The 12,847-nt window shown below is 56.7% G+C and carries 14 protein-coding genes; 9 read left to right on the top strand and 5 right to left on the bottom strand.

The annotated features are described in order from the left end of the window. Window positions 1–257 precede the first annotated feature (257 nt). The 7 genes from RTE01_RS17330 to RTE01_RS17300 are packed head-to-tail and all read left to right on the top strand — an operon-like array spanning window position 258 to window position 5,374. Window positions 258–1,010: a FadR/GntR family transcriptional regulator gene (locus RTE01_RS17330; RefSeq protein WP_045857186.1), complete on the top strand. Its 753-nt coding sequence runs from the start codon at window positions 258–260 to the stop codon at window positions 1,008–1,010. Window positions 1,011–1,024: 14 nt separating this feature from the next. After that, window positions 1,025–1,471: a ribose 5-phosphate isomerase B gene (rpiB, locus tag RTE01_RS17325; RefSeq protein WP_045857187.1), complete on the top strand. Its 447-nt coding sequence runs from the start codon at window positions 1,025–1,027 to the stop codon at window positions 1,469–1,471. Between the two features lie 21 nt (window positions 1,472–1,492). Continuing rightward, a complete protein-coding gene (locus tag RTE01_RS17320; RefSeq protein ID WP_134527706.1) occupies window positions 1,493–2,401 on the top strand; it encodes an NAD(P)-dependent oxidoreductase in 909 nt (302 codons plus the stop codon). 14 nt (window positions 2,402–2,415) lie between these two features. Continuing rightward, a complete protein-coding gene (locus tag RTE01_RS17315; RefSeq protein ID WP_115191925.1) occupies window positions 2,416–3,093 on the top strand; it encodes an amino acid ABC transporter permease in 678 nt (225 codons plus the stop codon). A gap of 12 nt (window positions 3,094–3,105) precedes the next feature. Then, window positions 3,106–3,798 carry an amino acid ABC transporter permease gene (locus RTE01_RS17310; RefSeq protein ID WP_115191926.1) on the top strand — a complete coding sequence of 231 codons (693 nt, stop codon included), beginning with the start codon at window positions 3,106–3,108 and terminating at the stop codon, window positions 3,796–3,798. Between the two features lie 10 nt (window positions 3,799–3,808). Further along, entirely contained in the window at window positions 3,809–4,534 is a 726-nt protein-coding gene (locus RTE01_RS17305) for an amino acid ABC transporter ATP-binding protein (protein ID WP_045857196.1), read from the top strand. Between the two features lie 42 nt (window positions 4,535–4,576). Further along, window positions 4,577–5,374, top strand: a complete 798-nt coding sequence (locus RTE01_RS17300) for a transporter substrate-binding domain-containing protein (RefSeq protein WP_052698736.1) — start codon at window positions 4,577–4,579, stop codon at window positions 5,372–5,374. Between the two features lie 26 nt (window positions 5,375–5,400). On the opposite strand, the gene RTE01_RS17295 is transcribed toward RTE01_RS17300, so the two are convergent. From RTE01_RS17295 to leuC, 5 genes are all read right to left on the bottom strand, one after another. Further along, a complete protein-coding gene (locus tag RTE01_RS17295; RefSeq protein ID WP_134527696.1) occupies window positions 5,401–6,381 on the bottom strand; it encodes a LysR substrate-binding domain-containing protein in 981 nt (326 codons plus the stop codon). A 65-nt stretch (window positions 6,382–6,446) separates the two neighbouring features. Further along, complete coding sequence (locus RTE01_RS17290; RefSeq protein WP_134527693.1) at window positions 6,447–7,370, bottom strand: alpha/beta fold hydrolase; 924 nt, start codon at window positions 7,368–7,370, stop codon at window positions 6,447–6,449. A gap of 23 nt (window positions 7,371–7,393) precedes the next feature. Then, window positions 7,394–8,269, bottom strand: a complete 876-nt coding sequence (locus RTE01_RS17285) for a fumarylacetoacetate hydrolase family protein (RefSeq protein WP_134527690.1) — start codon at window positions 8,267–8,269, stop codon at window positions 7,394–7,396. 36 nt (window positions 8,270–8,305) lie between these two features. Next, on the bottom strand, window positions 8,306–8,914 hold the full coding sequence (gene leuD / locus RTE01_RS17280) for a 3-isopropylmalate dehydratase small subunit (RefSeq protein WP_134527687.1): 609 nt from the start codon (window positions 8,912–8,914) through the stop codon (window positions 8,306–8,308). Window positions 8,915–8,917: 3 nt separating this feature from the next. Continuing rightward, the gene (gene leuC / locus RTE01_RS17275; RefSeq protein WP_134527684.1) at window positions 8,918–10,339 is read right to left on the bottom strand and encodes a 3-isopropylmalate dehydratase large subunit; all 1,422 of its coding nucleotides are present in this window, start codon (window positions 10,337–10,339) and stop codon (window positions 8,918–8,920) included. Between the two features lie 463 nt (window positions 10,340–10,802). On the opposite strand from leuC, the gene RTE01_RS17270 reads away from it, so the two are divergent. Together RTE01_RS17270 and RTE01_RS17265 are read left to right on the top strand one after the other, a co-directional pair. Next, entirely contained in the window at window positions 10,803–12,053 is a 1,251-nt protein-coding gene (locus tag RTE01_RS17270; RefSeq protein WP_141335210.1) for an MFS transporter, read from the top strand. A gap of 172 nt (window positions 12,054–12,225) precedes the next feature. Continuing rightward, the gene (locus RTE01_RS17265) at window positions 12,226–12,831 is read left to right on the top strand and encodes an SDR family oxidoreductase (RefSeq protein WP_255313540.1); all 606 of its coding nucleotides are present in this window, start codon (window positions 12,226–12,228) and stop codon (window positions 12,829–12,831) included. Window positions 12,832–12,847: the final 16 nt, after the last annotated feature.

Below are 12,847 nucleotides of genomic sequence, written 5' to 3'. Positions count from 1 at the left end.
CCGCCATGATTCTTGTGCGAACCCTTTTCCCGGTTTAGCTAAGTCCCGACGCACGCTATCTGCAGCCTCTCCGCTAGCTGTCCGCTTCGCCTCTGCCTGCCGCAATACGGCCAACGTTCCCTGGCCCGTTCACCTTTCTCCGCTCATTGCCGGTTACATCACAAAAACAACTGATCAATAAACGATCAATATCACGTTAATATTTCATCAACATATCTACCATTGGTATTACCACTACAGACCACTGGTGAGATCACATGGAAATCAGGCGTGAAAAGACAGAAGCCGGCAGCGGCTACGACCGAGTTGTAAAGTTTTTGCGGGATCAGCTACTCAACGGCGAACTGAAAGCCGGGGACAGCCTTCTGCCGGAGCGCGAGCTTTCGGCAAAGTTAGGCGTCAGTCGGCCGGTACTGCGCGAAGCGCTGCGGGCGCTCGCCATGGTCGGGGCGGTGGAGATCCGCCACGGCGTTGGTACCGTGATAACCAAACCTGATGTCTCCATTCTCGGTGAATTCTTTACTTTCGTACTTGCCCACCAGCCCAACGTGGTAGATGACGTCATGCAGGCACGAATCGCGATTGAGCGTCAGGCCGTTCGCTTAGCCTGTCGCCGCGCAACGCAAAGTGACTACGATCGCCTGGCCGCCTGTCTCGGTGAAATCATTGAGACCATCCGCACCCCGGAGCTCGGCGCCTTAGCGGATTTCAGGTTTCACGAAAGCATCGTCACCGCATCCGGTTCGCCCACGCTTATCAATATTTATCAGTCCATCAGCATGTTGATGCGTCGTTCACACCTTGACCGCCGCGAGCAGATCATTCAGGTCGAGGGGATTGAAGAGTTCCTCATTAACCATCACCGCGCCATTTTTTCCGCCATCGTCGAACGTGATGAAAATAAAGCCGATGAGTTACTTGGCCGCCACTTCGAGATTGGCTCAGATTTTCGCCGTCGCGCCACCATCCTCAAGGCCAGCAGCGGTTCATCGACCTTCACTACTCCGTAAAAGGAAAACAGCAGATGCAGATTGTGATTGGCAGTGACCACGCAGGATTTCACCTCAAGCAGGAGCTTAAGCAGTGGCTGCATCAGGCCGGATATCAGATTGACGATGTTGGCAGCCACGACCCCGAACCGGTTGATTTTCCGGATATCGCCCTGGCGCTATGCAGCAAGGTGCGCGGCAGCGCGGATCGGCGCGGCATTCTGGTCTGTGGCACCGGCGTCGGGGCGGTTATCGCCGCTAACAAAGTCAAAGGGATCCGCGCGGCGGTCTGCCATGACGTGCACTCCGCGCACCAGTCGGTGGAGCATGACGACGTCAACGTCATGTGCGTGGGGGCGCAAATTGTCGGGCCGTGGCTTGCTCGCGATCTGATTCTTGCCTTCCTCGAAGCGAAGTTTGTGCATGACGACGACTTTGTTCGTCGCGTCGCGAAGCTCGCTCAGCTGGAACAACTTAACTAACCATCAACCTGGAGCATAACGATGAGTAACAGCACTTCCGGCATTGTCGGGTTTATTGGACTTGGCGTCATGGGCCGCGAGATGGCGCGCAATCTGGCACAGGCGGGTTTTACCGTTCGCGCGTTTGATGTTGTCGCAGCGGCAGGCGATGCGCTACGCCCGTACGGCGTGGACGTCGTCAGCGATCTTTCCAGCGCTATCATTGATGCCGATATCGTCATCTCCATGCTGCCAGACACCCCGCAGGTTGAAGAGATCGTGCGCGGCGCCGGCGGACTGCTGAGCAGCCCGCCGCGTGGGAAATTGTTTGTTGATATGAGCACTATCGCACCCGCCGCGACGCGCCAGCTAAGCGAATCGCTGGCAACCATTGGCGTCACGATGCTGGATGCGCCGGTTTCCGGCGGCCCGGTTGGCGCAAAAAACGGCAATCTGACGATCATGGTGGGCGGCAGCGCCGAAGGTTTTGCCCACGCAACGCCTTATTTGCGCGCCATGGGCACCACGCTCAATCACGTTGGCGCATCCGGCGCGGGGCAGACGGTAAAGCTATGTAACCAGCTGATTTGTGGTATCAACATCCAGGCAATTTGCGAAGCGTTAGCGCTGGCGCGCGCCTGGGATATCAATCTTCCGCAGATGCGCGAGGTGCTGATGGGCGGGTCGGCGGCCTCCTGGATGCTCGACAAACTGGGTGGCGCAATGATTGAGGGTGACGTCTCCGCAGGATTTCGCATCGACCTGATGATGAAAGATCTGCGTCTTGTGCTGGAGGCCGCGCAGAAGCATCCGGTCCCGCTCCCCGCTACCGCGCTGGTCGCCTCGCAGTTTCAAAACGCGCAGGCCTATGGCGAAGGTGCCAACGGCAATCAGGCGCTCTTTAAAGTTTACGACCGCCTGACCGGCCAGCAAAACAGCGTAACAAAATAACCGGGGTTGACCTTATGATGCTCGATTTCACAGCAATTCTCGCGCAGTGGCAGCTTCTGTGGAGCGGCGCGTTACTCACCGCCAAACTGGCTTTGGTGACGACGTTAACCGGTTTTCTGATAGGTACGCTGTGCGCAGCGGCGCGTCGTTCGGAGTCGGTTTGGTTGGCGCGCCTGACGGGCGTTTATGTCGAGTCGATTCGCAATACGCCTTTTCTGGTGCAGATCTTCCTGGTCTATTTTGGTCTCTCCAGTCTGGGCTTCTCATTCAGCGCTTTCACGGTTTCAGTCATTGCGCTCACCATCAACGTCGGGGCGTATACGGCGGAGATTATGCGCGCCGGCTTCGAGTCGATTCACAAAGGCCAGTGGGAAGCCGCCGAAACGCTGGGGCTGAACCGCTGGCAGCAATACTGGCACGTGGCGCTGCGCCCGGCGATTGAGCGCGTTTACCCCTCGCTCACCAGCCAGTTTATTTTGCTGATGCTGGCATCGTCGGTGACATCGCAAATTTCCACGGAAGAGCTCACGGCAACGGCCAATTTTATCCAGTCAGAAACCTATCGCCCCTTTGAAACGTTCTTCATCGTGGCCTGTATTTACATCGCGCTGTCGCTGCTGATGCGGGTGATATTCTGGCTATTTGGTCAGGTAATTTTCCCGCGCCGCCGCCGTCTTGGCACGTCGATTTAAGGAGAGCCGTTGATGAATATTTCGCTTAACTTTGCTCATCTGCAGTTTCTGCTTGATGGTGCGCTGTGGACAGTGATTTTGTCGCTCATGGCCTTCGGCGGCGGCGGTCTGGTGGGGTTCCTCATTGCGCTGGGACGTATTGCGCCAGTGAAGCCGCTGCGGCTTCTGGTCAGCGCATGGGTGCAGCTGATTCAGGGCACGCCGCTGCTGATCATCATGTTTATGGTCTACTTCGGCCTGCCGCAACTCGGCTATTCGATTGCGCCTCTGCCGGCAGCGGGCATCTCTCTCACCGTTTATGCCAGCGCCTATCTCGGTGAGATCTGGCGCGGCTGCATACAAGCGGTTCCGCGCGCGCAGTGGGAGGCGGCCGAATGCCTGGCGCTGTCGCGCACTCAGCGCATGTTCAAAGTGATCATGCCGCAGGCAATCAAGCTGGCAACGCCGCCTACCGTGGGATTCTCGGTGCAGATAATCAAAAACACCTCGCTGGCGTCGGTGGTGGGTTTTGTCGAGCTGGCGCGCGCTGGCCAGCTCATCAACAACTCGATTTTCCAGCCCTTCGTTATCTATCTGATCGTTGCCGGCATTTACTTCTGCCTGTGTTTTCCGGTTTCAGCGCTAAGCCGCCGGCTGGAACGCGGAGCACCGCAGAAGCAGGCAAAGCGCCTGCAGTCCATGGCGGCACGCGTTAACCGAGGATAAGGATAAAGTTATGTCAATCATTACCTTAAGCAACGTACAGAAGAGTTTTGGTCAAAATTCAGTGCTGAAAGACGTCTCGTTTTCCGTGAATCAGGGCCAGGTCGTGGCGCTGATTGGCGCCAGCGGCTCGGGCAAAAGCACGGCGCTCCGCTGTATCGATCGGTTAGAAACCATCAACGGCGGCAGCATCGAAGTGTGCGGCTATAAAGTGGAGGATCCCAAAGTCGACCTGCGTAAGCTACGTCAGGACGTTGGCATTGTCTTTCAGAGCTACAACCTGTTTCCCCATCTCACCATTGAGCAGAACATTACGCTTGGTCCGGTCGCGGTGAAAAAAATGCCGAAGGCGGAAGCCAGAAGGCTGGCGCTCTCCGTTCTGGAGCAGGTCGGGCTTGCGGATAAAGTGGACAGCTATCCTGAGCAGCTCTCCGGCGGGCAGCAGCAGCGTGCCGCTATCGCCCGCTCTCTGGCGATGAAACCAAAAGTGATGCTTTTTGATGAAGTCACGTCGGCGCTGGATCCTAAATTAACCGGCGAAGTGCTGCGCGTGATTGAGCGGCTGGCGGGCAGCGGCATGACGATGATCATGGTGACGCATGAGATGAATTTCGCACGCAAAGTCGCCGATAAGGTGATCTTTATGCATCAGGGAAAAGTGCATGAAAGCGGGAGTGCCGCCATTTTGAAAGCGCCGGAAACCGAGGCCTTAAAGGAGTTTATTGCCAACGATCTGTAATTCACCCGATACCCTGTACCCATCCTCATCAGGAGAATAATAATGAAATACGCAAAATCGATTGCTCTACTCGCCGGCGTGGTAACCGCGCTCATCGCCCAGCCGGCCTCCGCAAATGCGCTGCAGGATATCCAACAGCGCGGCGAGCTGCGTGTTGCCACCGATATGTCACTGCCGCCTTCAGGCATGCTGGACGCCTCGATGAAGCCGGTCGGCTCCGATGTCGAAACCGCTGAACTGCTGGCGAAGGATTGGGGCTTAAAGCTGAAGTTTATTGAAACGACCGGACCGACGCGTATTCCGAACCTGCAAACCGGTAAGGCAGATATCGTCATTTCAACCCTATCCGTCACGCCACAGCGTGCACAGGTGATTGATTTTACCCGCGCCTATGCCGGGCTGCGCTCCGTTATTGCCGCGCCTGCCGCCACCAAAGTCAGCGACTGGGCCGATTTAAAGGGGCATGCGATTACCGTTACGCGCGGCACCACTCAGGACTCAATGCTGAGTCAGGATGCGATGAAAAAGGGCTATAGCATCCAACGCTATGATGATGATGCAACCTTAGTCACCGCTGCCGTTAGCGGCCAGGCATATGCGGTCGCCACTTCCGCCACGCTGGTTAATCAGATTAAAAAACAGAATCCTAAATTAAGCTTTGAACCCAAATTGACTCTAACGGTATTTGATTTAGCTATCGGAGTTAAAAAAGGTGAGCCCGAGTTGAAAGAAAAATTAAATGAATGGATTGTCACCAATCTTAAAAATGGGAAACTGAATGCCATTTACGAAAAATATCACGGTGAAGCTATCCCGGCGGAAATAATAAACCGTAAATAGCTTATCGCGTCCCTGCCGGCCCTTCGTTAAACAAGCCGGCTCTCCCCATCCTCAGAGGTTATTTTTCCCCACAGCGCGTCGCTAACGGGAGGATTTTGCTGAAAATAGTCCATCAGGAAATCGATGCATACCTTCAGCTTTGCCGAACCCGAAGTGCGGTTGGAGTAAACCGCCCAGATGTCGGCGCTCTGATGCCACGGCGGGAGGATTTGCACCAGCTCGCCGCTCGCCAGATAGCGCTGAACCTCCCACAGGGAGCGAAGAATAATTCCGTGGCCGTTAAGCGCCCAGCTTAGCACCACGCTGCCGCTGTTGGAGGAGAGCTGGCTGCCGATATGCAGCTGCGTGCTGTCGCGTCCGTTGGTGAGCGGCCAGACGCCGAACTGCGCGCTACGCTCCTGGATAACCAGACACTTGTGCTGCTTGAGATCGCTTATCTGAGCCGGCGTGCCGTGCCCGGCAAGATACTGCGGCGCGGCGCACAGCACCCGTCGATTGAGCGAGAGCCTGCGGGTAATGTAGAGATCTTTAATATCGTCGCCGACGTGGATCTCGAGATCCACTCCCTCTTCAATCAGGTCAACCACCCGGTCGGTCAGCGTGAGCTTAACGTTGAGCGCCGGGTAGCGCTCCGCCAGCGCGGAGAGCGCTTCTGCCATGTACGTTGAACCGAACCCAAAAGAGCAGCTAATGTGGATATTTCCCTCGATGGCGTCGCGCCAGGCGGCAAGCCCCGCAACGAACTCGCCCATGCTGTCCAGGACGGAGATCGCGCCGCTCAGCGCCTTATGCCCGTCGGCGGTAAGCCGGATAGCGCGGGCGCTGCGATGGAACAGGCGCATGCCGAGGCTTTTTTCAAGCAGGCCGATACGCTTGCTAACGTAGGAGGGCGATAGCCCAAGCTCGGCCGCCGCGTTGGCAAAGCTCTCCTTGCGCACCACGGTCAGAAAAACATTCAGATCTTCGATAAGCGGCCACTGCGCCCGCTGCTTGTCATGAGTGCTCATGTGCGTGCCATCCGGAGAATAAAAAAGGAGGCCCGCTATCGAGCCTCGTGGGTGGCGCGGAGCCTTCAGGAAAGGAAGGGCATGATGACCCTGAGCATCTCTTCCGGGCACTCTTCCTGAGGGCTGTGTCCGCAAGGCATCGGCACGCCGCTCACGTTCAACGCCTTTTCCTGCCACGTTGATGTTACATCATAAAGCTGGCCTACGGTGCCTTTTGCGCCCCACAAGGCCAAAAGCGGGCTGCCGATGCGCAGATGCTTATCGGCCTCATCGTCCGCCAGGTCTATCGTGGCCGCCGCCCGGTAATCTTCGCAAACCGCGCGCAGCGTTTCCGGGTTCTGATAGCAGCGCAGATACTCGGCAAACACCTCTGGCTCCGTGGCGCCTGGCGTTTTCAACTGGCCGTTGATGTGCTTTTGCAGGAAGAAGGCCGGATCGGAGGCCACCAGCTTCTCCGGCAGCGGCGCGGGCTGGATCAGGAAGAACCACCAGAAATAGCGCGTGGCAAACGCCTTATCCGTACGCTCATACATGGTGGCCGTTGGCGCAATATCAATAAAGACGCTGCGCTTAACCTGCTGTGGATAGTCCAGCGCCAGGCGATGCCCGACGCGAGCGCCGCGATCGTGGCCAACGAAGGCGAATCCGTCGTTAAAGCCCAGCCGCGCCATCAGCAAAACGATGTCCTTTGCCATCTCGCGCTTGGAGTAGGCGCGGTGCTCGGGGTCGCTCGGCGGCTTGCTGCTGTCACCGTATCCCCGAATATCGGGCATGATGACGGTAAAGTGCCGGGCAAGCGTGGGGGCAATCTTGCGCCAGGTGACGTGGTTTTGCGGGTGGCCGTGCAGCATCAGCAGCGGCTCGCCCTGGCCGCCAACCGCGGCGCGCAGGCGGATGCCGTTGCCCAGCTCAACGTCCAGCAGGCGAAAGCCGGGGATAAAGGCGGACTCGCCTTTATCCTTAATGCCTTCAGCGGTATCTATCATCATCAAGCTCCTTATGTTTTCTCCGCTCATGCCGGTCTCTCAACCGCCTGACGCGCCTCGCTTACCGTATTGCTCAGACGGCCAAGCCCCTCAATCTCCACCTCAATGCGGTCCCCCTGGCGTAAGAATAGCGGGGGAACGCGCTTTTTACCCACGCCGCCAGGCGATCCGGTAATGATCACATCTCCGGGCATCAGGCGCGTAAAAGCGCTGATGTAGCAAATAAGTTGGGCGATCTTATGTACCATATTGCGGGTGTTATCGTTCTGCACCATCTGCCCGTTCAGCCAGGTGTGGATGGCCAGCGCCTGCGGATCGACAATTTCATCCTCGGTGGTTAAGTAGGGGCCAAAAGAGCCGGTCTGCGGCCAGTTTTTACCGGCGGTATACCAGGTATGCTGCCAGTCGCGCACGGAGCCATCCATGTAGCAGCTGTAGCCTCCCACGTACTCCAGCGCCCGCTCGGCGCTCGCCTGAAAGCAGCTTTTACCGATAATTACCGCAAGCTCGCCCTCATAGTCAAACTCGGCGCTGGCCCCCGGTTTGAGCAGCGTGCCGTTGTGCCCGGTCTGCGAATCGGCAAAGCGAATAAACAGCGTGGGTTCGTTGTTCTTTTCGTCAAACTCAAGGCGCTTGTCGGCGTAGTTCATGCCCACGCAGATGATTTTGTTCGGATCTTCGATAACCGGAAGGTAGCTAATCTCCTCCAGCGCGTAGTCCGGCTGCTGCAGCCCGTAGGCGGCGGCCTCGGCCAGAGCTTCGCCGGCCAGCAGGGATTTGATGGTCGGGTAGCGCGCGCCTATCCGTTTCCCCAGATCGATAACGCCGTTTTCAGTCCAGATACCGTAGCTTTTATCGCGGCCATTCTTGCCGCCCTGATGCATAAAACTGACCAGTTTCATAATGTTCTGCTCACTCCTCAGAGTCGTTCTTTCGTTCTACGCCACAAGCCACGGGTGGGTGGTGAAGTAGCGCTCCTCAAAATCACGTATCTCCTGCTGATACTGCAACGTGTAGCTAATCGCATCGTGGCCTTGCAGCAGCATCTGTTTTTTCAGTTCATCCACGGCAAAGGAGAAGCCCGTTTCCCCGGCCTGAATGCGCTGCTGCTGCAAATCAACGGTGATGTGATTACCTGCCGGATCGCCTGCCGCCTGGGCCAGCAGGTCGATATCCGCTGCTGAAAGCGTCAGGGTCAGCACGCCGTTGCGCTGGCAGTTGTCGTTAAAAATACCGGCGAAGCTGGTGCCGATAAGCGCCCGAATACCGAGCTGGCGTAGTCCCCAAACCGCGTGTTCGCGGCTGGAGCCGCAGCCAAAGTTGGGGCCAACGATCAGAAACGTCGCGCCGCGCCACTCGGGGCGGTTGAGAATAAAATCGGGATTGGGCTCGCCGCTGGCTAACCATCGCTGGTCGTAAAAGGCGCCCTTATCCAGCCCGCTGCGATCGATGCCCTTAAGGAACTGCTTGGGCATGATGACGTCGGTATCAATGTTGGCCGCCATCATCGGTGCGGCAATGCCGGTAACGCTGTTGAAAGGTTCCATTGTCTATTGTTCCTGCTGCAAAAACTGGCGCACGTCGACCAGGTGACCGGCTACCGCGGCGGCGGCCACCATTGCCGGACTCATCAGATGGGTTCTTGCCCCCGCGCCCTGGCGACCGGCAAAGTTGCGGTTGGTGCTCGACGCGCAGCGATCGCCCGGCATCAGCACGTCCTCGTTCATCGCAAGGCACATTGAGCATCCGGACTGGCGCCACTCAAAGCCGGCGGCAATAAAGATTTTTGCCAGCCCTTCACGCTCGGCGCGGGCGCGTACCTGGGTTGAGCCCGGAACGATGATCCCTCTGACTCCCGGTGCGATTTTTCTATCGCGCAGCACCTGCGCGACGGCGCGTAAATCTTCTATACGCCCGTTGGTGCAGGAGCCGATAAAGGCGTGGGAGATAGGAATTCCGCTTATCGGCATGCCGGGCTCAAGACCCATGTAGGCCAGCGCCTGTTGCATGTCACGCCGCCTGGATGGATCCTGCTCATCGGCAGGATTGGGAACGCGATCGGTAATGCAGCCGCCCTGGTCGGGGCTGGTCCCCCAGGTGACGCGCGGCGTCAGATTTGCGCAATCAAGCGCCACTTCTTTATCAAAGACCGCGCCTTCGTCGCTGTGCAGCGTGCGCCAGTGGGCCAGCGCCTGCTGCCACATTTCGCCCTGCGGCACGCGCGGCGCGGGCCTGATGTAAGCAAATACCTTCTCGTCCGGCGCCATAAACGCGCCGCGCGCCCCCGCTTCAACCGCCATATTGCAGACGGTCATGCGCCCTTCGACGCTCAGCGCATCAATCGCTTCGCCGCAAAACTCGATTGCGTAGCCCGTCGCGCCATCGGCGCCGATTTGGGCGATAAGCAGCATGACGATATCTTTTGCCGTCGCGGCAAACGGCAGCTCGCCGTCTACTCGGACGCGCAGCGTTTTCAGCTTTTTATAGGCCAGCGTCTGCGTCGCCAGCATATGCTCAATTTCAGAGGTGCCAATGCCGAAGCCGAATGCGCCAAAAGCGCCATAGGTCGTGGTGTGGCTGTCACCGGCGGCAATCACCATGCCCGGCAGCACCATTCCCTGTTCGTGGGCGACAACGTGTTCGATACCCTGGCGCTCATCCATCACGCCAAAAAGCTCGAGGCCAAAATCCCGGCTGTTCGATTCAAAATAGCGAACCTGGAGCTCACCGCCCGGATCGGTCATCTCGGTGGTGCGTTCGGGGCGCGTCGGGTTAACATGATCGACGTTAAGTAAAATACTTTTGGGCTGCCAGACCTGGCGCTTCGCTTCGCGTAACCCGCTGAACGCCTGCGGGCTGGTATATTCGTTCAAAATAGAGCGATCGATATAAAGCAGCACATTACCCTGTTGGTCTAATTGTCGAATAATATGTGCGTCGATTATTTTATCGTACAGCGTTTTAGGTTTCATGGTTGGATTACCTTGCTTATATACAGCAATAATAAAAGGCGTTGCTCACGTCAGAAGAATATTAGCAACCGCAGAGAAAAAGCTTAAGTAAAAGCATGAAGTACAATCATGAGGCTAAAGGACACGAAACGTGTTTTATGTAATTTAATGATATTAATAACCTTTTTATCTCTGCGTGGTTGGCTTATGGGCTATTTGCAAAAGTGTGATCGCGATAGCTTGAAAAGTGAAAAAAAATAATAATGCAAGAGTTAATTTTCAGCCCGCGGCGCGCAAGGTCATTGGAAATAAATAAGATGCACGATTCATAATTCAATCTATTACGCCTGGTAAGTATCGCGCGGCAATAATTAATGTATAAATCCCATGGTTATTTGAATGGACTACCTGATGGCGCGCTAACGCTTTTAGCAGTACGCGCGCAGCGCAGAAATTATCTAAAGAAATAATGTGAGGAATAAAAATGAAGCCAACACCGAATAACATCGGACTTAGACATTATTTACCCATACTGCTCACGCTGCCGCTGGCCGGGCTGGCGGAGCTTGCCTCTCTGTACTCTATCCAGGCGCTGCTGCCCAAGCTGGCGGAGGTTTACCATATTCCGCTTAATCAGGTTGGCCTGATCCTTTCTGCTGAGGTCGGCTGTCTGGCCCTGGCGATGCTGTTTACCGGCAGCCTTTCCGATCGCTTTGGACGCAAGCAAACTATCGTCGTTTCACTGCTGTTAGGCGGCATTTTGACGCTGATGTGCACTACCGTCAGCGCCTGGCCGGAGCTGGTGCTCTATCGCGCTCTGCTTGGCCTTGCCGTCAGCGGCATCACGGCGGCGGTCACCGTTTATATTTGCGAAGAGGTCTCTCCCGCTCTGGCGGGCGTAGTCACCGGCTATTTTATTTTTGGTAACTCGCTGGGCAGCATGTCCGGCAGGGTTTTCGCCACATTGATGATGGAACAGGTTTCGCTAAACGTTATTTTCATGCTGTTTGGCGGCCTGCTGATCTTTATGGCGCTTTACGTCCTCTATTTCCTTCCGGCGTCGAAAAACTTTACCCCGAGCACCGCGCTAAACCTGACGCAAATGTTAAAAGGCGGCATTGAGCATTTTAAAAACAGAAATATCTCCCTGGCCTACGTTATCGGCTTTATTCTCTTCGGCTCCTTTACCTCTATTTTTAATTTCGTCGCCTTCTATCTGCACCGCGAACCGTTCAATCTGTCATTTACCCATATCGGGCTGATCCCTGTTAGCTTCGCGCTAACCTTCTTCTCCGCGCCGACGACCGCCAGGCTGGCCGTGCGTTTCGGGGCCATGAATATGCTCAGCATGCTGCTGCTGGTGATGATTGCCGGCGCCGCTATCAGCATTTTTGCCACCACCGCGGCGGTATTTATTTTCGGGGTGGTTGTCCTCTCGGTGGCCTTCTTTACCTCGCACTCAACCATTCTCTCCTGGGTGAGCGGGCACGCCTCCCACGCTAAAGGACAGGCAACGGCATTTTATCTCTTCTGCTATTACGCGGGCGGCGCGGTGCTGGGCTACCTCAACGGCTTCGTCTTTGCCAAAGCGGGATGGAACGGGCTGGCGCTCGCCGTGATTTCCCTGCTGGCGATTGGGCTGCTGCTGAGCCGGATTCTGCATCGGCTGCCGAATAAGCAAAGAGCAGTGGAGGCGCGGGAGATGTTTAATATCGGGATCGACGCCGATCGTTAAGCACTCCATCTGACCCGCCTCCGCGTTAAGTTCGGCGGCGGGCCGGATGTTTTAGCCGTAGAGAGCACGGCTCATCGTGACTTACGGGGCCGGGTGATTAAGCGCATCATTAAATTTTATTTCAGCTGCATCTACGACGCGTTTGAGCAGGCCAGGATCGATAAAGGCCCGCTTGTCGCCCTCTTTGACCCGCTCCTCGCGCGACATAACCTGCGTCACCGACCGGCAAGCGGTCGCCGCGGCGATTGCCGAAGCGGAGCAGCAGTTTGGGCCGGTAGATGCGATGGTGAACAACGCGGGTGTGATGCTGCTGGGTAACATTGACCAGCAGGATCCCGATGAATGGGAGCAGATGCTGGACGTGAACGTCAAGGGCCTGCTGAACGGCGTTCACGCGGTCACCAAAGGGATGATTGAGCGCAAGGCCGGGACCATCATTAACATCAGCTCCATCGCCGGGCGTAAAACCTTCCCCAACCACGTGGTGTACGTCGGCACCAAGTTTGCCGTCCACGGCCTGTCGGAAAACCTGCGTGAAGAGCTGTCGCCGCACAACGTGCGGGTGGTGGTGATTGCGCCAGGCGCGGACGAGACCGAGCTGCTGAGCCATACCTCCAGCGACGTCATTAAGGCCGGTTACCAGGCGTGGAAGCAGGATATGGGCGGCAAAGTCCTCAGTCCGGAAGACGTCGCCCACGCCATCGAGTACGCCTACTCCCAGCCGCAGTACGTCTGCATTCGCGAAATTATCCTCGCGGCAACCCGCCAGGGCGCGTAGCGGTTCTCGCAAAAAG

Origin of the sequence: Klebsiella terrigena (assembly GCF_006539725.1) — a bacterium.
Lineage (GTDB): Bacteria > Pseudomonadota > Gammaproteobacteria > Enterobacterales > Enterobacteriaceae > Klebsiella > Klebsiella terrigena.
This window is presented reverse-complemented; position numbering and strand designations above follow the sequence as displayed.

Coding starts and splice junctions, on each gene's coding strand:
- RTE01_RS17330 (WP_045857186.1), top strand. CDS start 258: ATGGAAATCAGGCGTGAAAAGACAGAAGCCGGCAGCGGCTACGACCGA.
- rpiB (WP_045857187.1), top strand. CDS start 1,025: ATGCAGATTGTGATTGGCAGTGACCACGCAGGATTTCACCTCAAGCAG.
- RTE01_RS17320 (WP_134527706.1), top strand. CDS start 1,493: ATGAGTAACAGCACTTCCGGCATTGTCGGGTTTATTGGACTTGGCGTC.
- RTE01_RS17315 (WP_115191925.1), top strand. CDS start 2,416: ATGATGCTCGATTTCACAGCAATTCTCGCGCAGTGGCAGCTTCTGTGG.
- RTE01_RS17310 (WP_115191926.1), top strand. CDS start 3,106: ATGAATATTTCGCTTAACTTTGCTCATCTGCAGTTTCTGCTTGATGGT.
- RTE01_RS17305 (WP_045857196.1), top strand. CDS start 3,809: ATGTCAATCATTACCTTAAGCAACGTACAGAAGAGTTTTGGTCAAAAT.
- RTE01_RS17300 (WP_052698736.1), top strand. CDS start 4,577: ATGAAATACGCAAAATCGATTGCTCTACTCGCCGGCGTGGTAACCGCG.
- RTE01_RS17295 (WP_134527696.1), bottom strand. CDS start 6,381: ATGAGCACTCATGACAAGCAGCGGGCGCAGTGGCCGCTTATCGAAGAT.
- RTE01_RS17290 (WP_134527693.1), bottom strand. CDS start 7,370: ATGATGATAGATACCGCTGAAGGCATTAAGGATAAAGGCGAGTCCGCC.
- RTE01_RS17285 (WP_134527690.1), bottom strand. CDS start 8,269: ATGAAACTGGTCAGTTTTATGCATCAGGGCGGCAAGAATGGCCGCGAT.
- leuD (WP_134527687.1), bottom strand. CDS start 8,914: ATGGAACCTTTCAACAGCGTTACCGGCATTGCCGCACCGATGATGGCG.
- leuC (WP_134527684.1), bottom strand. CDS start 10,339: ATGAAACCTAAAACGCTGTACGATAAAATAATCGACGCACATATTATT.
- RTE01_RS17270 (WP_141335210.1), top strand. CDS start 10,803: ATGAAGCCAACACCGAATAACATCGGACTTAGACATTATTTACCCATA.